Source organism: Acidobacteriota bacterium, assembly GCA_034211275.1.
Lineage (GTDB): Bacteria > Acidobacteriota > Thermoanaerobaculia > Multivoradales > JAHZIX01 > JAGQSE01.
Genome location: JAXHTF010000038.1, coordinates 1 through 24,669, shown reverse-complemented (window position 1 = coordinate 24,669; position 24,669 = coordinate 1). Strand labels below are relative to the sequence as shown.

The following is a 24,669-nucleotide window of genomic DNA, read 5'->3' as shown; positions in this document are numbered from 1 at the left end:
CGCGAAGACCTTGAGCCGCCTCCTGAGCCTCGAACGAGGCGCCCTCGTCACCGCCGTCGTCGGCGCCCTCCTCGGCCTGATGACCAGCGGTGGCTGTCACGTGGTGCCCCAAGGCCCCCCCGCCGGCGCCTGGCTCGCCCACGCCCTGGTCCTGGCCCTCGCCGCCGGCGCCGGCATCGTCGCCGCCCTGCGCCACCGCCAGATCGAAGAGCAACGCTGGGCCGCCGCCCACGAGCCCCACATCACCAAGGGCGAACGCGAGTACGCTCACCGCGAGGCGGAAAGCCAACGGCGCTTCTCCGCCACCGTCCTCCTCCTCGCCCCCCTCGGCGTCGGCTACTGGCTGGCCTACGTCTTCGAATCCCCCAACGCCCTCACCGCCGCCGACTTCCTCCTCGTCACACCCACCGCGGGGTTCTTTCTAGGTTTCTTCTTCGGAAGGAAAAAGTGGCCGGCGGACTTGCCGGAGGGGTAGGTCTCTCAGAGAGCCTACACCCCTTGAGGCCCCTTCCCCTAGTTGGGATACCCCTCGAAAAACCCCCAAGCCACCTCCGCCGCATCGAATCCGGCAAGAGCCGAGTTCTCTTCGCCCTCCAACTTGCGAGTAAAACGCTCACCGGGCCATTGGTGGGGCCAGCCTTCGAGGGTGTAGAGCTCTACCGGGGCGCAGGCGGGGCCTTGGTTCCAAACACGGTGGTGGACGGTGCCTTGGCGTTGTTCTTCGGTAGCGGGGTCGGGCTCGCAGCCGTTGGCTTGAGCCCAGCGTTCGAGGCCCTCCTCCACCGGCACGGTGATGCCGTCGTCACGGCCAGAGAAGGGGACGCGGTCGTCGGCGAGGCCGTGGAAGGCGATGAGGGGGACTGGGTGCTCCGGCGGCTCGATGCGGAAGAGCTCGCCGTCGGGGTCTCGGGCGCCACCCCTGATACCACCGGTGGCGCCGGCGGAGACTCCGGCGGCGGCGAGGCGGGAGGGATGTCGGGAGGCGTAGAGGTAGGTGAGCATGGCACCGTTGGACTCACCGATCATGTAGATCCGCTGCGGATCCACCGCCAGGCGGTCGCTGAGCCGCTGGATCATTTGGTCGAGGAAGCCGACGTCGTCGATACCCAAGCGAAGCGCCTTGCCGCAGCAGAAGCCGGCGTTCCAATGCTGGAAGAGCCCCCGAAGGCCAATGCCGTCAGGGTAGGCGACGAGGAAGCCCTCACGGTCCGCCAGCTCGGAGAAGCCGGTCTTTTCCTCCATGCCGCGACCGGTGTTGAAGGCTCCGTGGACCACCACCACCAGGGGCCAGCGCTCGCTGCCGGTGTAGCCCGAGGGGATGTGTACGCGGTAGGTCCGGCGGCGCTCGTCGAGCTCAGTTCGAAGAGTCTCTTGGTAGCTGCCAGAGGCCGGAGCTCCTACGGTCGGATCCGGCAAATTGGGAGCGGAGCCCTTGCCGCAGCTTGTCGTCACCAGAGGGAGCGTCATCAGCAGACAGGTCAGCCATAGGCTCGCTCGAAGCCCCGTCCCTCGGGATTGGGTTCGCCAGCCGCAGCGCCGCGGCGCCTCGTCTCCCCGGACGCTTGGGGACTGCCAATCCTCAACCCTCATCTCAGTCCCCTGCCGACATCCTGTGCCATCCCATCGACTCATCTTCGCGCTCTCCATTCGTCCTGCTTCACTCCAGCGCCTCTCCCGCCCGCTGGGCGATCCAGGGATATCCCCGCGCTTCCGCATCTTCCCGCACCGCGCGCAGGCGGGCACGCCCCGCCGCCGCCAGATCGGCTTGTAGCTCCATCTCCCCCAACGCCAGGCGGACTTCCAGCGACGGCCCGGTGGCCGCGGTGGTCACGGTCTCCGCCAGGAGCTGCTGGAGGATCCGCACCGCCCGCCGGGGGTCGCCCTCCGCCGCCACCAAGCGAGCGTCGGCGAGGGCCACCTCCAGGTGCAGAGGAGCGGGGCTGTCCGGCCCCAGGCTGGCGGCGGCGGCGCTGAGCACGGTGCGCGCCTCCGCCAGGTCCGCCAGGGCCATCAGGCAACGGGCTCGTAGCACCCGGGCGGCCAACAGGCCGTCGGGCACCGCCAGCTCCTGGAAACGCTCGATCAGGCCGGCGGCCACCGCCTGTGCCGCCGCCGCCCGCCCGGCGGCGAGATCCAACGCCGCCAGGGCTAGCCGGGTTTCCGCTATGTGCTCCTCGTCCTCGAGATCCCGATAGATCGCCAGGGCTGCCTCGTGATGCCCCCGGGCCGCCGCGGTGTTGCCGCCCAAGAGCTCGAGCTCTGCCAAACCTCCGTGGGCCCGCGCCGCCAGGTCCGCCAGATCCCCTGCGGAAGCGAGCTCGAGGACTCGGCCGAGGGCGCGCTGCGCCGGCACGAAGCGCTCCCGGGCCGAGAGCACCGTCGCCAGCTCCAGCTGCAACGCCGCTTCCAAGGCTGGATTCTGCGCCAGCTCCGGGACCGCCAGAGCCTCCCGCAGGGCCCCTTCTGCACCGCGCAGGTCGCCACCGCGACGCAGCAGGCCGCCGCGGGCTCGCTGCACCTCCACCGTGCCGAGAACGTCCCCCAACTCCTCGCGCAGCTCCAAGGCCTCCTGGTAGCTCTCCGCCGCCCGCTCCGGCTGCTCCAGCTGCTCCAAGGCTCGCCCCCGCTGCAACAGCACCTCCGCCACCGCCGGAAGATCCCCGGTCCGGCGCAGGGTGTTCTTGGCGGTCTGGAAGAGCTCCTCCGCGCCGGGGGCGTCGAGGCGGAAGGTGGCCGCCAGAGCCCCCGCCAGAGCCGCGCGGCCCTGCCCCCGAGGGTCGTCCAAATCCCGGTAGAGGCGCCGGACCAGGGTGATGTTCTGGTCCGCTTCCTCCAGGCGGCCTTGATGGAGAGCGGCTTCCGCCAGCGCCAGGTAGGCCGCCCCCTGCCAGGTGAGAGCACCGCGAGCCCGCGCCTCGGTGAGGGCCGCCGCCGCGTGGCGGCCCTGGGCCTCGGCGTCTTCCCGCAGCCGAGCCAGAGCGGAGGCCGCCAGGTCCACCCGGGGGTCGTTGCGGTCCGGCACCGGAAGTGCCTGGAGCTCCTGGACGACCAACGCCGCACCCTCCGCATCCTCCGCCTGCAGGCGCAGCCGAAGCTCGTCCAGGGCCAGCTGGAGGTCCCGTGGGCGCTCCTGCCGCAGCTGGCGATAGAGATTCGCCGCCGACGCCGGCGGACCGGACCAACGGGCCTTCTCGGCGGTGGTGCGTAGGCGCCAGCGCCGGGGCAAGTCCTGACCGCGAGCCAGCGCCTTGTCCGCCAGCTCGCCGCTGCGCCGCCGATAGCCCAGCTGCCCCCAGGCCTCGGCCAGGGCCCGCTGCACCTCCGCCGAGTCCGGGGCTGCCGCCGACGCCAGCAGCAGATGGGCCCGGGCCGATCCCGGATCGCCACGGTCGAGATCGTCCAGACCCTTGGTGTAGGGCTCGAGGGCGGTGAAGGAGCTGGGCGTCAGAGCGGCACCCCCGTCGGTGGGTGGCGCGCCTTCCAGGATGGTACCGGACTCCGCCGCCACCGCCGCGGTCAGCCGCCGCACAACCCCTGCCAGATCGCCGCCGTCACCCCGGGCGCCGGTCCCAGTCCCAACATCCGAGCGTTCCTCCGCCGCCGCCAGCGACCGGCCGGTGGCGTCCAGCAGCTCGAGCCGGAGGACCCTCGCCGAGGGGTCTTCGGTAGCCCTGCCGTAGGTTCCCACCAGCAGGCGGCCGACCCCCAAGTTGCGAGCGGTGGAGGCCAGGTCCTGGCCCGGCCCCCAGCTGTCCCGACCGAGCTCGCCGGCGACCCGCGCCACCTCGGCGCCAGAGACCACCCGCGGAACGCCGGAAGCCTCCAGCTCCGCCGCGGCCATGCGCGCCAACGCCGTGGACAGCCAGTCCCGGGGAGCACCGGGGGCGAGGGCTTGCCACGGCAGAACCGCCACCACCGCCGGATCCTCCGCCGAGGGCGGCGGCGCCACCGTCGGAGCCGGTTCCCGCTGCCACCACCACCAGCCCAGCGCCGCCAGCACTACCACCAGGCTCAAGCCCAGGGCCAGACGCCGCAGGAAGCGGCGACGGGATTGCACCTCCGGATCCAGGCTGCGGAAGGGGCGACGGCGGATGTAAGCCGGCGCCCGGGCCGGAGCCGCCACGGGCTGCGGGGCAGCTGCCGTGGACTGTGGGGCGGCCGCGGGCTGCGAGGCTGCTGGGGCCTGCACGGCTGACGGGGATGGCGGAGCGACCGCAGTTTCTGGAGCCTCTGGAAACTCTGAAGCCTCGGGGAGCTCTGGAGCCTCGGGAGGCTCAGGAGGCTGGGGAAGCTCTGTAGTCTTCGGGGCCTGGGGAACGGCCGGGGCCCGCGGAGGAACCACCGGCGCCGGGGCCTCGGGAGCCCGGCGGCGAATGGTGAAGAGCTTGGCGCAGTGGCCGCAGCGCAGCCGCAGCCGCTGTGGCCCGCCTCCCGCCGGTACCCGGTCCCCCACCGAAGGCGGGACGGCACAGCGCAGCCGGCGCCGGCAGCGCGGGCAATCGATCTGGATCCATGAAGTCATGATGGGAGGGCTGATAGCGATAGCGAAAACGGGCCCGGCACCTCGGGCCCTAGGCGATCAGAGCTGGGGATGGCGCCGGTGGAAGCCGCTGGCGTGTTGGTAGGCCATGGCCAGCAGCAAGAGCTTTTCCTCGCCGAAGAGCTTGCCGCAGAAGGTGATGCTGGTGGGCCGGCCGTCGCCGCGGAAGCCGTTGGGCAAAGTCACCGCCGGATGGCCCGTGAGGTTGGTGAGGAGGAGATTGTCGCTGAAGGAGGGCGCCACGTAGACGTCCACGCCCTGCAGAGCGGCATCCAGCTGGGCCATGGCCAGCGTGCGCACACGGTTGGCCTGAACGTACTCCACCGCCGGAATGGTGCGGGCCATGCGGAAGAAGTTGGGCCAGGCCACCGCTACCTGGCGCACCAGCTCGTCGTCCCGATTGCTGCGGGTGAGGGCGTCGAAGGCCGCCGCCGCCTCGGCGTTGAGGATCAGGGAAAGAGCGTTGATGGGTAGCGAGGGTAGCTCCAGGGGCACCAGCTCGAAACCCAGGGCGCGCAGAGTGTCGAGGGTGCGAAGCTCGAAGCGCCGCGCCTCCTCCGCCTCCGCCGCCTGCTCCGGCGTCTCCGCTCCCTCGGTGGGATCGCTTTCGAATTCGCTCTTCAGGTACCCCACCCGCAGATTGCGGAACTCGCGCCGGGAATCCCAGGCGAAAGAGCGGTCCACCACCGACGGATCGCTCTCCCCAGGGCCGGGGAGCTCCGCTGGCAGCGTCCCGTGGATGGCCTCCAGCACCAGGGCGCAATCCTCGACGCTGCGGCAGATGGGGCCCAGCTTGTCCATGCTCCAGGACAGGGCCATGGCGCCGTCGCGGCTGATGCGGCCGAAGGTCGGGCGCAGGCCGGTGGCGCCACAGCGGGTGGACGGGGAAACGATGGAGCCCCAGGTCTCGCTGCCGATGCTGAAAGCCACCAGGCCGCCGGCGGTGGCGGAGGCGGAGCCGGCGGAGGAACCGCTGGAGCCCTCCTCCAGATTCCACGGATTGCGGGTCTTGCCGCCGTACCAAACGTCGCCCCAAGCGAGAGCGCCGAGGGTGAGCTTGGCCACCAGCACCGCCCCCGCCGCATCCAGCCGCCGCACCACCGCCGCGTCGTGCTCCAGGCGCTGCTGACGGAAGGGGGTGGCGCCCCAGGTGGTGGGATAGCCGGAGACGGAGAGCAGGTCCTTGGCACCCCAGGGAATACCGTGGAGGGGACCCCGGTAGCGTCCGGCGCGAATCTCCGCGTCGGCGCGGCGGGCTTGCTCCAGGGCACGCTCCTCGGTGAGGGTGATGACGCATTCGAGCTTCGGCCCGAGCCGCTTCAGCCGGTCGAGATAGAGGCCGGTGAGGCGCTCCGAGGTGATCTCGCCGCCGCGCACCAGCTCCGCCAGCCGATGCACCGGCAGGAAAGCCAGCTCCTCCTCGGAGCCGGCGTCGACCTCGAAGCCATCCTGGCGGGAGGGCTCGGACGCCACCGGCGGCCGGCTCTCGTCCACTTCCATTCTCGGCAAGAGCGGATCGAAGACCAGCGCCGGGCTCACCGAGTTGGGCAACTCCACTTGCCGCAGGGCCCGATAGTCTTCGCTCAGGTCCCGCACTCCCTCGAGCATCAGTTCCCGTTCCTCGTCGGTGAATTCCACCCCCGCTATGCGCTCCGCCGCCGCCAGCGTCTCCAGCGTCACCTCCCCACCGCCGGCCGCTTCCGCTGCTCGGGCGAGCACCGGCGCTCCGGCACCCAGGGCCGCCAGAAAGGCCAAGAAGGTTCGGCGGCTGGGGTCCTTGGACCGAAGGTCTCCGCTCATCTCTGGGAGCGTCTCCGAGGACGGCGCTTCGGGAATTTGCTGCGGATCGGGGGACGGCGGGCGATGGTGCATCGAGCTCCTCCAGGTGGTTTCCGACGTCCCATTGTACTCATCCCTTTCTTCCGCCTTGAAACATTTCCAGCCCCAGGAGCGTGTTGTAGGGCAGGTAGCGCTACACCGAAGGAAAAAGACACCAAGACTCGACCGAATGAATCCGAGACCCCATGAGGAGACCCTGACCATGACCCGTTCCAAGTTCGCCGCCGGCATCGCCGCACTGCTCTTCGCCTTCGCCATCGCCCTGGCCCCCGCCGCCCAAGCTTCCGACCTGTGGTTCCACGTCACCGTCCACGAGGGCGAGGACAACGCCAACATCTCCGTCAATCTCCCTCTGAGCCTGGTGGAGTCCGCCCTGACGATGATCCAGGTGGACGAGTACCAGGACGGCAAGATCCAGCTCGAAGACACCGAGATCTCCGCCGCGCAGCTGCGCCAGATGTGGCAGGAGCTGGAAGCCTCCCCCAACGTCGACTTCGTCACCATAGACTCCGACGACGAGTCCATGCGGGTGTTCAAGGAAGACGGCTACCTGGTGGTGCGTGGTGAGGCCAAGACCGACAACGGCTCCGACATCCACGTGCGGGTGCCCTCGGCGGTGGTCGCCGCCCTGCTCGACGGCGTCGAGGACAACCAGCTGAACATCGCCGCCGCCCTGCGCGCCCTGGCCGCCCAAGGCGAGGGCGAGCTGGCCACCATCACCGAGGACGATACCCGCGTGCGGGTGTGGATCGACCAACGTCCCGAGGGCCGCTGAAGAGTCCCTGGGAGCCTTTAGGAGTCCATCATGCAAAAAGCCCTGCGCCTCTTCCTCATCGTCTTCGCCGCCGGCATGCTGCTCATCGCCAGCACCGGAGTGGCCGTCGCCGCCACCGTGGCCACCAGCGTCGCCACCGACGGATTGGTCGTCCTCCGAGTCCATGAGAAGGGCCCCGACGGCGTCCACTTCACCGCCCCCATCCCCGCCTCCCTGGTGGGTCTGGGAGCCTCCTTCGCCCACGAGGCCGTCGGCGAGGATCTGGACCAGGCGCGGCGGCAGCTGGAGCCCTACCGGGACACGCTGCACGAGGCCTTGGCAGGCCTCGAGGACGCCGGCGACGTGACCTTGGTCACCGTCGAGGACGGCACCGACCACGTCCAGATCGCCAAGCGCGGTCGCAACCTGGTCATCGACGTCGACTCCGACGACGCTGAGATCCACGTCACCGTCCCCCTGCCGCTGGTACGCCAAGTGGTAGAATCAGTCCTCGGCTGACACTGGCTTCGCCGGCTACCATTCAATCTCAGCGCTCTCGTAGACTCGAAGCCCGCTGCCGGTACGCCGGGGCGGGCTGTCGAGCGTTCAGTCTTCCGCTTCTCGCGGCCCCGATAGCTAAAACCTAAAGACCCAGTGCCAAGTTCCAGTGCCGAGATACTGGCCCGTTCATCACCGTTGGAGACCGTCCCATGACCACACGCGGCAAGGTTCTACTCTTCGTCTTCCTCCTGCTCATCGTCGTCGGCATCGGCCTCGTCATCCTGGGCTTCAGCCTCGGCGGCATGGGCGGTGGCAAGGTTCCCACCAAGACCATCCTCGAAGCGGACTTCGAGCAGGGGGTGGCGGAGTTCATCCCCGCCGATCCTCTGGCTCAGCTCCTGCACGAGAATGAGCCGGTGGTGCTGGACCTGGTCCAGGCCCTGCAGCGGGGCGCCGAGGACGACCGCGTGGTAGGCCTGGTGGCTCATATCGGCGCCTCCGGCATGGGCATGGCCCGGGTCCAGGAGCTGCGCTCGGCGGTGCGCGCCTTCGGCGACGCCGGCAAGCCCACCATCGCCTGGTCCGAGACCTTCGGAGAATTCTCCGCCGCCAACAACGCCTACTATCTGGCCACCGGCTTCGACCAGATCTACCTCCAGCCCTCCGGCGACATCGGCCTCACCGGCTTGATCGCCGAAAGCCCCTTCCTCCGCGGCACCCTGGACAAGCTCGGCGTACAGCCGCGCATGGACCACCGCTACGAGTACAAGAACGCCATGAACACCTTTACCGAGGAACAGCTCACCGAGCCGCATCGGGAAGCCATGCAGGCGCTGCTGGACTCGTGGTTCGATCAGATGGTGGAAGGCATCGCCGAAGCCCGAGAGATGAGCCCGGAGGAAGTCCGGCAACTGGTGGACCGCGGTCCCTTCCTGGGGCAGGAGGCGATGACCGCGGGGCTGGTGGACGGCCTGGCCTACCGGGACGAGGTCTACGCCAACATGCGCCAGCAGCTCGGAGACGACGCCGAGCTCCTCTACCTCACCGCCTACCTGAAGCGCGCCGGGCGTCCCAACGACGACGGCGAGGTGGTGGCATTGATCTACGGCGTCGGCGCAGTGGCCCGAGGGGAGAGCCAGCTCGACCCCATCACCGGCGGCATGACCATGGGCTCCGACGCCGTCTCCCGAGCCTTCCGGCAAGCCATCGACGACGAGGACGTCAAGGCCATCCTGTTCCGGGTGGACAGCCCCGGCGGCTCCTATGTCGCCTCCGACACCATCTGGCGGGAAACCGTGCGGGCCAAGCAGGCGGGCAAGCCGGTAATCGTCTCCATGGGCGATCTGGCGGGCTCCGGCGGCTATTTCGTCGCCATGCACGCGGACAAGATCGTCGCCCAGCCGGGAACCATTACCGGCTCCATCGGCGTCCTCGGCGGCAAGCTCATCACCCGCGATATGTGGAATAAGATCGGCATGACCTTCGATTCGGTGCAGACCAGCACCAACGCCTCCATGTTCAGCTCCCAACAGGATTATTCGGAGAGCGAGTACGCCCGCTTCCAGGCCTGGCTGGACCGCGTCTACGAGGATTTCACCGGCAAGGTGGCGGACGGCCGGGGCATGCCCCTGGAGAGCGTTCAAGAGGTCGCCAAGGGCCGCATCTGGACCGGTGAGGACGCCCTCCAGCGCGGCCTCGTGGACGACCTCGGTGGCTTCCCCGAAGCCCTCGCCCTGGCCCGCGAGGCGGCGGGGCTCACCGCCGACCAGGCCGTGCACCTGAAGCGCTATCCCCAGCCCGGATCGCCCTTCGAGCAACTCTTCGCCGATCCCCCTAGCAGCAGCGAGGAAAAGGCCGCCGTGACCACCGCGGTACGGGCCTTGGAAACCCTCCAGCCGCTGGCTCGGGCCGCCCAGCAGGTGGGCTTGTTGGAGTCCCCGCGAAGCGAGCTGGCCATGCCCCTCACCCCGGCCTTTCGCTGAGCCTCGGCTCGGCGGTGGCCCGCCATGGTTGCGTTGGCGGGAATAGAGAGGGTAGATTGCGCGCCATGGATCACTTCAATCGGTTGGGAAAAGCCATCAAGTGGCTACGGGAGGATGCCGAGCTGCGTCAGAACGAGGTGGCCGGCAAGGCTGGGATCACCAAGGCGATGATCAGCTCCTACGAGAGCGGGCGCTCGCTGCCCACCGTCGCGACCTTGGACAAGATCCTCGGTGCCCTCGGAGCCGACCTTTTCGCCCTCTGCAACGCCCTCGAGCTGGTCAACGGCCGGCAACCTCAACGCCAGCCCATGGCCCAACCCTCCAGCGCCTTGGAAGCTCTGGCTTTGGGGGATATGAGCCCGGGCGAGATGGAGGCCTTCGAGCTCATCGTCGGCGGCTTCCGCCGTTGGCTGCTGCACCTGCGAGAGTCTGCGAGCCAGATCCGACGCTAGGAAGACTCCGGGAACTGGCGGTTCGCGGAGTCGCGGTAGGCCGTGGAGATGAGCTGAGGAGCCGGAGGGTCGAAAGGCCCGACGGCGGCCAGCAGCAGGGCGCGAAGAATCAGAGCTGGGCCATTCAGAGCTGGGCTATTAGAGATGAGCCCGAGCCATGTCGGCGATCTGCCGGCCGATGGCGATGGAGGCGGTAGCCGCCGGTGACGGCGCGTTGAGCACGTGTACCTGGCCTTCCCCCTCCACCAGATGGAAATCATCCAGCAGTCGTCCCCGACGATCCAGCGCCTGGGCTCGAACTCCCGCCCCGCCCGGTCGGAGGTCCGCAGCCTCGAGCTCCGGCACCAGGCGGCGCAGGGCACGGGCGAAGGCGCGTCGGCTCAGGGAGCGGTAGACCTCCCCGGCACCGGTGCGCCAATAGCGGCGGGCGAGGCGTAGGAACCCCGGATAGGTCAGGGTGCCGGCGAGCTCTCCGAGGTGCACCTGGCTCCAGGAGTAGCCCGCCCGGCGCAGCGCCAGCACGGCGTTGGGACCGGCCTCGATGGCCCCGTCGATGCGGCGGGTGAAGTGCACACCGAGAAACGGGAAGCGGGGGTCCGGCACCGGATAGATGAGGTTGCGCACCAGGTGCCGGCGGTTCTCCACCAGCTCGTGGTACTCACCCCGGAACGGCACGATGCGCAGGCCCGGGTCGAGCCCACAAAGCCTCGCCAGGCGGTCGCTCCACAGTCCCGCACAACCCACTAGCAGCCGGCACGCCACCTCTCCGGAGGAAGTCGTCACCACCTGCTCGCCACCCCGGCGAACAACCCCGGTGACGGCGGTGCCGGTGCGCACCTCCCCATTTCCCGCCTGTACCTGGCGGGCGAAGGCCCGGCAGACGGCGCGATAGTCCACGATGCCGGTCTGGGGCACCCACAGGCCGTCGACGCCGCGGGTGGCGGGCTCCAGCTCCTCGATTTCCCGAGGCCCCAGGCGGCGCATGCCGTCGAGGCCGTTGGCCCGCCCCCGGCGCTCCAGCTCGTCGAGCCTCGGCACCTCGTCCTGGTGGGTCGCCACCACCACCTTGCCGCAGCGCTCGTGGGGAATCTCGTGACGCTCGCAGAAGTCGTAAAGGGCATCGCGCCCGGCGGTGCAGGTGCGGGCCTTGAGGGATCCGGGAGCGTAGTACAGACCGGAGTGGATGACGCCGCTGTTGTGACCAGTCTGGTGAGCCGCCAGCCGCGACTCCTTCTCCAACACCACCACAGAGCGAGCGCCCCCAGCACCACCGCCACCAGCGCCTCCGCCAGCCAGGGCCATGGCGGTGGCCAGCCCGACAATGCCGCCGCCCACCACCGCCACATCGAAGCGCGGCGTGGCGCCGGCGCTGCCCCCGGAAGTACTCATTCTTGTTTCAGCACCTGGGTGGGTTCCACCTGGGTCGCCCGCCAGGCCGGTCCTAGAATGCCGACGATCCCCACCGCCACCAAACAGGCCAGGGCGATGGCCAAAACCTCCACCCCCACGGCTCCGCCCTCCGTCTTGACCCCCGGCAGCAAATCTCGGGAATCGAGGATCAACGACGCCGTCAGTCCCAGGAACGCCCCGGTACCGAGGATCAGCAGGCCCCGGCGCAACACCATCCAAAGAATCCGCCCGGTGGAAGCGCCGAGGGCGATGCGGGTGCCGAACTCCCGGACCCGCTGGCGCACGGAGTAAGCGAGGACGCCGTACAGGCCGACGGCGATGACCACCGCGGCGATGATCCCGAAGAGGGTCATGAGATTGGCCAGGAAGAGCTCCTCCGAGGCGATGTAGGCGAGGTGCTCGCGCATGGTCTTGACGTTGTAAACTGGGATGTTGGAATTGAACTCCTCCACCGCGTCCCGCACCACCCCGGCCAGCTCTCCGGGATCTCCCTCGGAGCGCACCAAGAGGGTGGGAGAGCGCACCTCATCCTGCAGCAGCGGCATGTAGACATCGTAGTCCGGGCCCTTCAGCAGGTCCTTGAGACTGCGATTGGCGGTGGTCTGGGCAACCCCCACCACGGTCAACCACGGATGCTCCGTATTGTCCGGCAATCCGCGCCGCAGGCGCTTGCCCAGGGGGCTCTCCCCGGGCCAGATCAGATCCGCCAACAACTTGCTGATGATGACCACCCGTGGGCTGTTGGGATCGTCCCGGTTGGAGAATTCCCGTCCTTCCAGCAGCGGAATCCCGATGGCCTGCAAATATCCGGGGCTGACGCTCTGGCGATAGACCCGCATGCTCGCCCCTTCGGTGGATTCCTCCAGGCGATCTTCGAAGGTGATGTCCGTGTAGAGCCTCACCTGGGGCGGCGCGTGGGGCCCCACCAGACCCACCGACCGGACCCCCGGCTGCTGCTCCACGAAGTCCACCAACTCCAGCTGATCGGCGTGCAGAGCTGACAGCTCCTGGTACCGGCTGTCCTGAAGATCGATCTTCATGGTCAGCAGGTGCTCCTGGTCCATCCCCAGGTCTCCCTCGATCAGCGTCAGGGAGCTCTTCACCGTCGAAACGGCGCTGATCATCACCACCGAAGCCAGCGCCACCTCCACCACCACCAGGATGTCCAGGAAGGTGCGGAAGCGCTTGCTACCGCTGACCACCGCCCCCTGCTTGAGGAAGCGCCAGAGGTCCGACCACAGGGTCTGCACCGCCGGGCCGAGGCCGATGAACACCGCGGTCACCAGCACCAAGGCGGTGGCGACGGCATAGACGCGGAAGTCGACGAGCTGGAAATCGAAGCTCGCCGGCGGCACCTCCCCGGAACGCAGCAACGGCCCCGTGAGGCGGGATAGGGAGAGTCCCAGGAACCCTCCGATGGAAGCCAGCAACAGACTCTCCAAAGCCTGCTCCAAGAGCAATCGCCGGCGGCCCGCTCCCAGGGCGCTGCGCACCGCCACCTCCTGGCGGCGAACGGTGCCGCGGGTGATCATCAAGCTGATGATGTTGAAGTAGCAGAGCACCAGGAAGACGCCGGAGAAGAGCAGGGTCTTCCACAGCTGATCTTCGATGTGAACGTAGTAGAGCTCCCGCTGATCGAAGACCGAGACTCGATAGCCCTTGTTGGTGACGGGATGGCGGTTCTCCAGCTCCTCGGCGACGCTGTTCATCGCCTCGGCGGCCTGGGCCTGGGTCACCCCGGGCTTGAGCCGACCCATGGTCAGATGCCAGTGGATGCTGCGATCCTGGAGATGGTTCTCGCCGACGAAATGCGGCGCCATGGCCATGGGCAGCCAGATGTCGATGTGATCCCACCAGATGCCCTTGTACACCGGATCCAGGACTCCGATGACGGTGTGGGGCAAGCCGTTGAGATCGAGGGTCTCGCCGATGACCGCCTCGTCAGCGTCGAAGCGCCTTTGCCACAGGCTGTGGCTGATCACCACCACCGGATGGCTCTTTTCGGTGAGGTCTTCCTCGGCTTCGAAGGAGCGGCCGGCGACGGTCCCCACACCGAGCATGGGGAAGTAATTCCACGAAACGAACTCCGCCTCCAGATGCTCCGCCCGATCGGCGCCGGTCCAGGTCACCGGGCGAGCGTCGGAGACGGCGGCCATCTCGCTGAACACCGAGTTGAGCCGCTGCCAATCCTTGAAGTCGGGGTAGGAGACGGAGAGCCGGAAGGCGTTGCGGGCGGGCTGGGCGGAGACCACCATCACCAGCTCGTCCGAGTCCTTGAACGGCAGCGGATTGAACAGGGTGTTGACCACCAGGCTGGAGCTGGCGACCGTGGCCCCCAACCCCAGGGTCAGGGTCAGGATGATGACCAGGGCGAACCCGGGTCGACGCCAATGGGAGCGGATGACGAAACGGATGAAGGAGTAGAGATCAGAGAACACGTTGATTTCAGCGCAGTTTCTGCCGCCCGAGAAAGTCAGCGGTCAGCGTACCCGGTCTTCGGAGGAGCAGCCCTCGAAGAAGAAGTCTTCGGATACCCGGATTTTGGCCCGGCGATTTCAGAGATATCATTTTAGCTAACTCTTTGGCAAACACAATGCCCGCGAAGACAAAGATCATCCCGAAGACGTAAAAATCATCGAATTCCGTCAGTCCACCAGGACCAGGCGGTAAATCTCACCGAAGACGGGATGAAGATCGGCCTCCTTTCCTTCTTCCAGCTCTCGGGCCACCCAGGCCAGCGGATCTTGGTGGAGATTCCCCGCGGAAAGCGGTGGCATCTCCGGCCAGCGCACCGTCAACTGATTGATTCCAGACCGAATCATAGCCGCTGGCAGCTCCACTGCCCAGCTCCGCCAACGGGGGCCGGCCTGTAGACGAGCGATGGGCTGCTCTCCCAGAAACACCTGGATCTCCCCTTCTCGAGGTTCTCCCAACACCGCCGGCAGGCGGGCGGTGATCTGGCATCGGCGGGCGCCCGTTCCACCGGCGTCCCCGCCCCCGACCCAGCCGAAGCGGCTCCGGGGCCAGGAAGCACGGTAAAGCCCCTGGGCGTCCAGGTCGTCCAGCTCCATGGCATCGGGGAGAAAGCGCTCCACCGGCTCCCACTGCCCCCGGGGGTCCAGCAAGTCCACGGCCGGTCTCCGCGAGGTCCCGGAAGAGCCTACCGCCGCGTCCCAACGGGCGGTGCCCTGGGCGCCAAAACGCTCCCCCAAGACCGCGCGCAGGGCCAGTAGTAGCTGCAGGTCGGAGCCGTCCCAGCGCCAGCCGTGCTGCAGCTGGAGGCGGTACGGAGAGATGAGATTGCGCCGCTGGGCCGCCGTCAGCACCGCCGGCAGCGGCGCGCAGCGGGCGCTGACGAAATCCACCATGGCCTCGGCGATGCCCTCCGAAGCCGCCAGCGCTTCCGCGCACCAAAAGCGCAGTACTTCACCCTTGCCCACCACCGGCAGCAGGCGGTGGGCGCTGTGAATGGCCGCACTGAAGCTCGCCAGGGCCACTGCTTCGGAGGACGGCGAAGGCGCGGGAAGGGTGCGCAGCAGCTCCTCCCAGCGCCGATCTCCCGCCCCCTCTGCCGCCACCGACAACACCTCCGCGGCAACAGCCGCCATGGCGACGTGCATGCCCTCCGCCGTCAGGTGGCAATAATCGAGGAAATACCGCCGTCCCGGGAGTGCCGCTCCACCGTGACGGCGCAGAATCTCGGGCAGATCCACCACCCGCAAGCGTCCCGGCGCCAGCTCATGGATCCATCGCCGCTCTTCGCGGCCCGCCTGGGGGGCTCCCAGATGGGCCAGCAGCGGGTAGTGCTGGGCATCCACCTCTCGCCGTGCGGCCTCCCGAAGAGCCTCCTGGGCAGCGTCTCCAGCCTCGCCAGCGTCGCCGCGGGAGAGCTGCCAGCCCAGAGCCTCCAGGCGATGGCCGGTGGGATTCCAACCACCGTCGAGACGCTGCAGCTCCTCCGCCAAACGCCGAACCTCGGCAGCGCGGCCAGCGCCCACGGCCTCGAGGCCCGCATCGAGAGTCCGATGCCAGCGGGCCACGCCGTCGCCGGGCAGCCAGGGAACCGGCTGGCGGCTCTGCCAATCCCCCAGATTGACCTCCGGCACCAGCCACACCACCGGGATGCGACGCTCCTCCGCCAGTGCTGCGATGCGTCCCACCGCCGCTTCCAGCGCCCCCCGGCGGCGGCGGCGGGCCAGCTTCACCGGTCCCCCCAGGCCACCTTCCCGCAGAGCCGCGGCGTAGCGCTGCCGGTCCCCCACCCCCGGAGCGTGGAGGGAGAGCTCCGGCGTCTCCAGCAGATTCCAATTGTTGCCGGCGAAGATCACCAACACATCCGGCGCCAGCTGCATCGACGCCTCCACCGTCGCCGTCAGGGAGGCCAAGGTCTCGTTGGTGCGCGCCAGATCCACCACTTCCCAGGCCTTCTCGCCATCCACCTCGTTGAGATGGACCTCCAGCACGCCGGCGGGAGTCAGGTGAGGGGCAAAGAGATAGCCCGCAGCCACCGACTCGCCGAAGAAGCAGACTCGCCGGGTGCCGGCGGCGGCGCGGGCGGGGATCCGCCGGCGGACGGCATATTGATCGCCCAGGGGATGGGGCTCGGGGCGTTCGAAAACCAGCTCCTCAGAAGCCGTGGAACTGCCCCTCGCGGCTTTCCCGACGGGGCTCCACACGCTCACTGGCCGCGGTCCCTCGCGTCCCTTGATGTCCTCACCAGCAGGCCCGTCCCCACCGGCAGAGCCGTCATTATCGGAAGAGGAGCCCGGCCCGCGGCGGAGCTTGGACGGGGCGACGAGGCCGTGCAGCTGGGCCAGGCGCAGGGTGCGGACACCGGCGGGCTCCGCCAGCCGCTCCGCCAGCTCCTGGGCCAGGGCCTGGCGGGGAGTCAGCTCCGGCATCGGCTCGGGAGTCTGGGGATGGGAGTCTCGGGGCATGGGGGTCTCGGAGCTCGGCAGTTCAACGACGATCAAACAAAGGTGTAGAGAGGGCCGGCACCATCCCCACGACCGCCGGCAAAGGCGCTGCGGCGGCGCTGGCGCCAGGGTTCCAGCAGCTCCCGCCAGCCCGCCGGCAGGCGCCGGGCGTCGAGGACGAAATCCTCCAGCACCAGCAGGTCGAGGCCGGCGTCGGCGAAACAGAAGAGAGCGTCCACCGGCGAACAGACGATGGGCTCGCCGCGAACGTTGAACGAGGTGTTGACCAGCAGCGGGCAGCCAGTGCGACGCTCGAAGACCCGCAGCAGCTCGGCGAAGCGCGGCGTCTGCCGATGAAAGACCGCCTGCGGCCGGGCGGAGCCGTCAACGTGGGTGATGCCCGGCAGATCGAGCTTCGAGGTCACCGAGCAGGTCTCGAGCATGAAGGGAGCCAGCTCCTCCACTGCCGGTTCCGGCAGCTCGAAATGCTCTCCAAGCTTCTCCGCCAGGACGGCGGGAGCGAAGGGCCGGAAGGCTTCCCGCCGCTTGATGGACCGGTTGAGGCGGTCCCGCACCTGGGGATCCAGAGGGTTGGCGAGGATGCTCCGCCCCCCAAGGGCTCGGGGACCGAACTCCAAGGCACCGTGAAACCAGCCCACCACCCGATATTCTTCCAGCGCCTCCGCCACCCGCTGAAGCAGCTCGCTCTCTCCTTGAAGACCCGGCCCTCGAGAACCCGGACTCTGGCGATAGTCCTCGAACTCCAGGCCGGTGGCCGCCAACAGCTCGCCGATGCAGTCGGAGGAATAGGCAGGCCCCCAATGAGCGTGGAGCAAGCGTTGCACCGGCGGTGGCTCTCCCCCCAGCTGCCCCTCCAAGTGGCGGTGAGCGAGCATCGCAGCCCCCAGCGCCGCCCCCGAGTCCCCCGCCGCCGGCGGCACGAAGAGTCGGCGGAAAGGACCCTGGCGCCGGATCGCGCCGTTGGCTACACAGTTGTAGGCGACGCCGCCAGCGAGACAAAGATTCTCCCCGCCGACCCGATCATGGAGGACTTCCACCTTTTGCAGCAGCAGCTCCTGGAGGACGATCTGCACCGCTCGGGCCACGTCCCGATGGAAGTCTTCCATGGGCTCCCCGGGGCGGCGCGGAGGCCCTCCCAGGAGCTCCGCCAGCCGCGGCGAGAACATCGGGCCACCGCCGAGAAAGTCGAAATATTGCAGGTCGAGGGCGAAGCGGTGGTCGTCGGCGGTGAGCACCACTTGGGCCAGCCGCTCCGCCAGGCGATCCGTGCCGTAGGGTGCCAATCCCATGACCTTGAGCTCGCCGTCGTTGACCCGGAAGCCCAGAAAGGCCGTGACGGCGGAGTAGAGCAGGCCCATGGAATGGGGGAAACACACCTGCTCCAAGACCTCCAGCTCCCCCTGCCGGCCGCGGCCGTAGGTGGTGGTAGCCCACTCCCCCACCCCGTCGACGGTGAGGATCGCCGCCTCCTCGAAGCCGGAAAAATAGTAGGCGCTGGCGGCGTGGGAAGCGTGATGGGGAAAGGTCAGCAGCGGCCCTTCGAACCCCAACCGTCGGCGAATGGACCGCTCTGCGCCGTGGGGATCGAGCCAGGCTCCCTGACCGGCGGCCTCCAGAGGCGTGCCGGACCACAGCTGCCGTCCCAGCTTGGCCACCGGCCGCTCGTAGTAGGCCACGGCATCGACATCGGTGATGTCCAACCCGCCGGCCTCGAGGCAATAGCGAAAAGCGTGCACCGGCAACCGGCGATCGTGCTTGACCCGGCTGAAGCGCTCCTCTTCCACGGCGGCCACGAGCCGGCCGTCCTGCAACAGGCAACAGGCGCTTTGATGGTAGAAGGCGGAAATGCCGACGATATTCATCGTCTTGGAGGGTCGGGACCGAGCTCCGCGATCACGATGCGCAACCCCGAAGACTCGTGCGCGCCGACCCGGCGGCTAGAAACGAGCCGAGCGCAAGGCCAGCAGCCGCGGCAGCTCCCCCGCCGGCTCCACGGACGAAGAATCGTCGGCCGCAAAGCGCATCCGGCCATCGGAGTCGGCTTGGCGCTGGGCGAGGAGATCCAGGACCCGTCCCAACTCTTCCTCCGACAGATCGGCCTCGGGGAAGGCCTCGGGGCTGAGGTCGGAGTCTGCAGCGGCGGCCTCGGATGCCTCGCAGACCGTCGCTGGCGTCGCGGACTGGTGCGGATCTTGGCGGGCTTCTAGCTGTTGGGTTGGGAGCTGCTGGGTTGGGGACGGCTGGGATGGGGTGGAGCTCGGGGACTGGTGCGGGGAGTCGGCTACTTCGGCAACTTCCACCAGGCTGGCGATGGTGGGGTATTCGAAGAGCTGGCGGGAGCTGAACACCAGGCCTCGCTCCCGCGCCTTGGCGACGATGCGGACGCTGAGGATGGAATCGCCGCCGAGGTCGAAGAAGTTGTCCTCGACACCGACGTCGCCTTGACTCAGCACCTCTTCCCAGATTTCCGCCAGCAGGGCCTCCTGAGGATTGCGCGGCGGCACCGGCAATTCCTGGAAAAGCCACGAGGCGTCCAGGTCGTTTTCTTCGAGAGTCCGGACCAAGAGTTGCTTCTTGGTGTCCGAAAGCCCTTGGATCCTTTGCCCAAGCTCAGAGTCGTGCACGAACGAGACCTCCCTACCTAACAAGCGATGACAAAACAGAGGATGAAAAGCATGCCAAGGATTGGCACATCAAAAGCTGGCAAACCGGGAGAGGGGGCTTGGAGATCGAAGCGAGGACGCCGCCCTCCCGAAGAGCCGCAGGAATCCACAAAAGCGGTCCGAGCCCTGTGGGGCATGGACGCCATCGGTCCGGGGATCTCGACGTTCTGGGCTTTGGAGTCTTTCATGCTGGCGAATATTTCGCGGTGGCTGACGGTCATCGCCGTAGCCAACGGCGGCTTCACCCTTTATATCTGCCGGAAAGGCCCCGGAACGGGACGAGGAATCTTATCTCGATCCGCGCTGGAAGGAAAGCAGCGATCGAAATCCGCCCCCGAGTCGGGACCTTGGAGATGGGACCCGCCTCGAAGAGCCGAGCTGCCATCAGAACCCCCAGCCACCTCCTCCACCTTGCTAACCGGAGACTCATATCCCCACAAGTCATTGTAGGATATTGACTTGCTCGCTCGCTAACCGGCGATTTCCGAATCCGGGAATAGGTGGGCGCGCCCTCATGTTGGTAGATTTGAGACGTGACGACTCAGATTCGTGCCCGTCTTCGCTCGCATGAGCGAGCCGAAACCAAGAAAAGCGAGGAAATTGAATGTCTGAACTCTCGACCCTGCCGGTCCTTCCCCTGCGCCAGGCCGTGCTCTTTCCGGGCGTGGCATCGCCGATCCAAGTAGGACGGCCAGCCAGCATGCGGGCCATCGAGCATGCCCTCAACACTCCCGAGAAGTTGATCTTCGGCGTCTGTCAGCGGCGGAATACCGACGAGGTCGCTGCCGAGGACGTCTACACCATGGGCACCGTCGCCCGCATCGAGAAGGTGCAGCGCGGCGTCTCCGGAGTTCAGCTCTTGCTCCACGGCCTGCACCGCGGCCTCGCCGTCCGGGTCAAGGAGGAAGATGATTTCCTCCAGGCTTCGGTGCGTCAGGTCGAGGACATGATGCCGCCGTCCGCCGAGGATCCGGGATTCGTGGCTCTCTTCCGCGAAGTCCGGGACCGCTCCGGCGAGCTCGGCCAGAAGAGCGGTCTGCCCCGGGAGGCGGTGGAGCAAGTGCTCTCCGGCGTCCAGGAGCCGGGCCCGCTGGCGGACTTGGTGGCGGGCTATCTGCAGATCTCCGCCGAGGAGAGCCAGGAGTTGCTGGAAACCCTGCCGGTGGAAGAGCGCCTGCGCCGGGTGCTGGTGCACGTGGAACGCCAGGTCACCGTCCTCGACGCTCAGGAGTCGATCAAATCCCAGGTGCGCGAGGAGCTCGGCGACCGCCAGCGGGAGATGTTCCTGCGCGAGCAGATGAAGGCCATCCAGCGCGAGCTGGGCGAATCCGACGACGACAGCGACCACGACGAGCTGCGCCAGCGGCTGGATAGCCTGGAGCTGCCGGAGGACGTGCGCAAAGAGGTGGATCGGGAGCTCAGCCGCCTGAGCCGCCTGGGCCGCGAGTCCATGGAGAGCCAGGTGGTGCGAACCTATCTGGAGACCATCGCCGAGCTGCCCTGGAGCCACCGCGACGCGGATCAGCTGAGCCTGCACCGGGCCGCCGAGATCCTGGCCGAGGATCACTACGGCCTGGACGACGTCAAGGATCGGGTGCTGGAATTCCTGGCGGTCCGCCAGCTGCGGCATCAGGCCGAAGAGCAAGCCCCGGCGAAGGATGCGGAGGCTGCCGAGACCACCAGCGCCGAGGCCACCAAGGCCGAGGCTGCCAGCGACGAAGACCGGGAGAAGCCTCGGGAAGGAGCTGCCAACGACGGGGACAAAAGCGAGCAGAAGAAGAGCTCCCGCAGCCCCATCCTGCTCTTCGTCGGGCCCCCCGGCGTCGGCAAGACCTCGGTGGCCAAGTCCATCGCCCGCGCCATGGGGCGCCAATACGTGCGCATCTCCCTGGGCGGCGCTCGGGATGAGGCGGATATCCGCGGCCACCGCCGCACCTACGTCGCCGCCATGCCCGGCCGCATCCTCCAGGGCATGAAGCAAGCCGGAACCAAGAACCCGGTCTTCCTCCTCGACGAGGTGGACAAGCTGGGCGCCTCCTTCCAGGGCGATCCGGCGGCGGCGCTACTGGAGGTGCTGGATCCGGCCCAGAACGACTCCTTCACGGACCACTATCTGGGCGTGCCCTTCGACCTCAGCGAGGTGATGTTCATCGCCACCGCCAACTTCATCCAGAACATCCCCGCCCCGCTGCTGGACCGCATGGAGGTGGTGGAGTTCGACGGCTACACGGTGCGCGAGAAGGTGGGCATCGCCCGCCAGTACTTGCTGCCGCGGCAGCTGGAAGAGAACGGCCTCGACGAGCAGCGCCTCGCCGTGCCCGACGATGCCCTCAACGAGGTGATCACCAGCTACACCCGAGAGGCCGGCGTGCGCCAGCTGGAGCGCGCCCTGGGCAAGCTCTGCCGCAAGGTGGCGCGCAAGGTGGCGGAGGAGGAGGTCCAGAGCCTGACCCTGGAGCCGCAGAAGGTCTCCACTTGGCTCGGCCGGCCCAAGATTCATCCGGAGCGCGCCGCCGCCGAGGATCAGGTGGGCGTCGCCACGGGGATGTACTACACCCCCACCGGCGGCGACATCATGTTCGTGGAAGCTTCCTCCATGCCCGGCAAGGGCGAGCTGGTGCTCACCGGCCAGCTGGGGGACGTGATGAAGGAGAGCGCCCGCGCGGCCTGGACCTACGCCCGCGCCCACTCGGCGGGGCTGCGCATCGACCGCGAGAACCTCTTCGACGTCGATGTCCACGTCCACGTTCCCGCCGGTGCCATTCCCAAGGATGGACCGTCGGCGGGGGTCACCCTGGCCACGGCGTTGGTCTCGGCCCTCTCCTCCCGACCGGCCCGCCACGACATCGCCATGACCGGTGAGATCACCCTCACCGGCCGGGTGCTGCCCATCGGCGGGGTCAAGGAGAAGATCCTCGGCGGCGTGCGAGCCGGCATCAGCCACTTCGTGCTGCCGAAGGAAAACTCCGCGGATCTGGAGGATCTGCCCGAAGACGTGCGCAACAGCATCCGGGTGGAGCTGGTGGAGGAACTCGGCGAGGTCCTGGCTCTGACCCTGCGGGATGCCTCGTTCCGCGAGGGCCGACTGCTCTTCGGTGACGACCGTCCCGAAGATGTCGTCCCCCTCTCCCCCGCCATCCCTCACTGAGCCCCCGCCTCCGAGGACCCGGGTCGCAGCGCCGGCCCGGGTCCCCTCATCCGACCGGGCTCCACGGCTGGGATCCGAGCCCAGGCCGACACCTCAGCCCCCACCTTCTTCTCCCTTCACCCCAGGAACCCAGCAGCGGGCCTCGATCCCGCCGCTTCAGGGGGTTGGCAGCCGCTGCCCCATCCCTTGCCTCCCTCGGCGGAGTCGAGTAATCTCTGCGCACCCTGGCAATGCCCCTGACAGTCCTCAATTCCTCGCTCTCCACCGAGTGCAGTTGGATTCCCAAGCCAACCCAGGCCTCCAGCCGAACGCTGCGTGCCCGCATCGCCGGGAAGATTCAGGAGCTTGGTTTGCAGCCTCCTCCCAACGCTTTCCCGCCCCCTCGACTATGCAGGGGTATTTTGTGCGGAGCGATCCTGCTGCTCGCCGCTTCCGGCGCCCAGGCCCTCGACCCCCACCGGGAGGTGACCCAATACCAGCTGGACACCTGGGGCGTGGAGGACGGTCTGCCGGGGCAGGCCATCTTGGAGCTCTCCCAGACCCCAGACAGTTACCTGCGCCTGACCACCCAACACCGAAGCCTGCGCTTTGACGGCGTCCACTTCACCAACCTGGTGGGAGTCCCATCCCGCCGGAACCCATCCCGCCGGAATCAAGCCCCGTCGCCCACCGGCTCCCCGAACGCCCCAGAGACGCCAGAGATCGAAGGCGTCGAGGACGCCGTTACATCCCTGGTGGACGGCAACGGCAACCGCTGGGTCGCCACCCGCACCCAAGGCCTGTTGCGCATCAACCAGTCCGGGCGCAGCGCTCTGGACTCGAGATCCGGCCTCCCCGACGACCACGTCACCAGCCTGCTGGAGGACCGCGAGGGCAATCTCTGGGTGGGCACTGCCGACGGCTCCCTGAGCCGGCTGCGCAACGGCAAGTTCATCCTCTACTCCCAACGCGAGGGACTGGCCTCCGGTGCCGTCCGCACGGTCTTCGAAGACCGCCGCGGAAGCCTCTGGATCGGCACCGACGGTGGCGGCCTGCACCGGCTGGAGAACGGCCGCATCAGCCGCGTGGGCAGCCCCGACAGCCTGCCCAACAACGTCATTCTCTCCCTGTCCCAAGGGCGCGGCGGCGAGCTATGGATCGGTACCGCCGGCGGCGGCCTGGCGCGTCTGGATGCAGCCTACCTGGAGGAGGCCAGTCCGGAGGGGCCGAGCTCGGAGGAGCCCAGTCTGGAGCGCGGCGACCTCACCGTCCTCACCACCACCGAGGGGCTGCCCAGCGACATCATCACCGCCCAGATCGTCGATCACGACGGCGACCTGTGGATCGGCACCCTCGGAGGCGGCGTCGCCCACCTGCGCTCCGGCGTGGTGGTGGAGATCCTGGCTCCGCCCCATCACGGGATCCACAACGGCATCGTCCGAGCCCTTCTGGAGGACCGCGAGGGCAGCCTGTGGGTGGGCACCGACGACGGGCTGACCCGACTGCAGAGGGTAGCCGGAGAGTACCTTCCCCGCACCTTCTCCACCGCCGATGGACTGGCCAGCAACACCGTCCTATCCCTGCTGGAGGACGACGAGGGCCAGCTGTGGGTGGGTACCGACAGCGGTTTGAGCCTCCTCGAGGGCGAAGTCTTTCGCAGCGTCACGAGCATGGAGAACCTGTTCAACGACGTGCTCTACCAGCTCTTGGAGGATCGCCAGGGCAACCTCTGGGCATGCTCCAACCGCGGCGTCTTCAGCTTGCGCAAGAGTCAGGTCAGCCAATTGCTGGCAGGCCGTGTCGAGGAGCTGACGCCGGAGCCCCTGGCCGGCAGCCGGGCCCACGAATGCAACGGATTCAGCCAGCCGTCGGGGTGGCGGGGCGACGGAGGCGAGCTGTGGTTCTCCACCATCGACGGGCTGTTGGAGGTGCGCCCCGACAGCCTGGTCACCAACCCGCTACCGGCGCCGGTGATCATCGAGCGGGTGGTGGTGGACTTCGAGAGCATCGATCCTCTGACCTCCCCGGTGCTGCCCCCGACCACCCGCAGCGTCGAGTTCCGCTATACCGCCCTCTCCTTGGTCGACGCCCGGCAGGTGCGCTTCCGCCATCGCCTGGCACCCTTCGAGGAAGAATGGAGCGTCCCCGACAGCCGCCGGTTGATCCGCTACACCAATCTGCCGCCGGGCCAGTACCGACTGGAGATCACCGCCGCCAACAACGACGGCCTTTGGAACCCGCGCCCGGCGGTCTTCAGCTTCCGCATCGAGCCGCCGTTCTACCGCACCGTCCCCTTCTACGGCGCGGTGGCGATGCTCGTGCTCGGCTTCGGCGCCGGCGTTTACCAGCTGCGCTTTCGGCGACTCCAGGACCGCAACCGGCGGCTGGAGGAGATCATCAGCCGGCGCACCGCCGAGGTCCTGGAGCGCAAGGAGGAGCTGGGAGCGGCCAACCGGCAGCTGGC

The 24,669-nt window shown here is 68.2% G+C and carries 15 protein-coding genes; 7 read left to right on the top strand and 8 right to left on the bottom strand.

Going from position 1 to position 24,669, the window contains the following annotated elements:
* Positions 1-10: 10 nt before the first annotated feature.
* Entirely contained in the window at positions 11-475 is a 465-nt protein-coding gene (locus SX243_08745; protein ID MDY7093044.1) for a hypothetical protein, read from the top strand.
* 38 nt (positions 476-513) lie between these two features.
* Here the strand turns inward: SX243_08745 and SX243_08740 are convergent, their stop codons facing one another.
* The 3 genes from SX243_08740 to SX243_08730 form a co-directional block, all read right to left on the bottom strand.
* Positions 514-1,590 (bottom strand): PHB depolymerase family esterase, encoded by a 1,077-nt coding sequence (locus SX243_08740; protein ID MDY7093043.1) that lies wholly within the window; start codon positions 1,588-1,590, stop codon positions 514-516.
* Between the two features lie 67 nt (positions 1,591-1,657).
* Complete coding sequence (locus SX243_08735) at positions 1,658-4,522, bottom strand: hypothetical protein (GenBank protein ID MDY7093042.1); 2,865 nt, start codon at positions 4,520-4,522, stop codon at positions 1,658-1,660.
* A 57-nt stretch (positions 4,523-4,579) separates the two neighbouring features.
* Positions 4,580-6,340: an amidase gene (locus SX243_08730; GenBank protein MDY7093041.1), complete on the bottom strand. Its 1,761-nt coding sequence runs from the start codon at positions 6,338-6,340 to the stop codon at positions 4,580-4,582.
* A gap of 241 nt (positions 6,341-6,581) precedes the next feature.
* Between SX243_08730 and SX243_08725 the strand changes: the two genes are divergently transcribed.
* The 4 genes from SX243_08725 to SX243_08710 all read left to right on the top strand — a co-directional run bounded on the left by SX243_08725 (position 6,582) and on the right by SX243_08710 (position 10,068).
* Complete coding sequence (locus tag SX243_08725) at positions 6,582-7,154, top strand: hypothetical protein (GenBank protein ID MDY7093040.1); 573 nt, start codon at positions 6,582-6,584, stop codon at positions 7,152-7,154.
* Between the two features lie 30 nt (positions 7,155-7,184).
* Positions 7,185-7,652, top strand: a complete 468-nt coding sequence (locus tag SX243_08720; GenBank protein ID MDY7093039.1) for a hypothetical protein — start codon at positions 7,185-7,187, stop codon at positions 7,650-7,652.
* Positions 7,653-7,843: 191 nt separating this feature from the next.
* Positions 7,844-9,616, top strand: coding sequence for a signal peptide peptidase SppA (gene sppA, locus SX243_08715; GenBank protein MDY7093038.1), 1,773 nt, complete (start codon positions 7,844-7,846; stop codon positions 9,614-9,616).
* 65 nt (positions 9,617-9,681) lie between these two features.
* Entirely contained in the window at positions 9,682-10,068 is a 387-nt protein-coding gene (locus SX243_08710; protein ID MDY7093037.1) for a helix-turn-helix transcriptional regulator, read from the top strand.
* A gap of 138 nt (positions 10,069-10,206) precedes the next feature.
* Here SX243_08710 and lhgO read toward each other — a convergent pair whose 3' ends face one another.
* The 5 genes from lhgO to SX243_08685 all read right to left on the bottom strand — a co-directional run bounded on the left by lhgO (position 10,207) and on the right by SX243_08685 (position 18,979).
* Positions 10,207-11,457, bottom strand: coding sequence for an L-2-hydroxyglutarate oxidase (gene lhgO, locus SX243_08705; GenBank protein ID MDY7093036.1), 1,251 nt, complete (start codon positions 11,455-11,457; stop codon positions 10,207-10,209).
* Positions 11,454-13,916 carry an ABC transporter permease gene (locus SX243_08700; protein ID MDY7093035.1) on the bottom strand — a complete coding sequence of 821 codons (2,463 nt, stop codon included), beginning with the start codon at positions 13,914-13,916 and terminating at the stop codon, positions 11,454-11,456. The genes lhgO and SX243_08700 overlap by 4 nt, the downstream gene beginning before the upstream one ends.
* 207 nt (positions 13,917-14,123) lie before the next feature.
* Positions 14,124-16,415 carry a hypothetical protein gene (locus tag SX243_08695; GenBank protein ID MDY7093034.1) on the bottom strand — a complete coding sequence of 764 codons (2,292 nt, stop codon included), beginning with the start codon at positions 16,413-16,415 and terminating at the stop codon, positions 14,124-14,126.
* A gap of 32 nt (positions 16,416-16,447) precedes the next feature.
* Positions 16,448-18,277 (bottom strand): carbamoyltransferase N-terminal domain-containing protein, encoded by a 1,830-nt coding sequence (locus tag SX243_08690; protein MDY7093033.1) that lies wholly within the window; start codon positions 18,275-18,277, stop codon positions 16,448-16,450.
* Between the two features lie 75 nt (positions 18,278-18,352).
* Entirely contained in the window at positions 18,353-18,979 is a 627-nt protein-coding gene (locus tag SX243_08685; protein MDY7093032.1) for a phosphopantetheine-binding protein, read from the bottom strand.
* Positions 18,980-19,682: 703 nt separating this feature from the next.
* Here SX243_08685 and lon point away from each other — a divergent pair.
* A complete protein-coding gene (gene lon / locus SX243_08680; protein MDY7093031.1) occupies positions 19,683-22,226 on the top strand; it encodes an endopeptidase La in 2,544 nt (847 codons plus the stop codon).
* A gap of 401 nt (positions 22,227-22,627) precedes the next feature.
* Positions 22,628-24,669: two-component regulator propeller domain-containing protein (locus SX243_08675; protein ID MDY7093030.1), on the top strand; the 2,042-nt coding region annotated here is incomplete at its 3' end.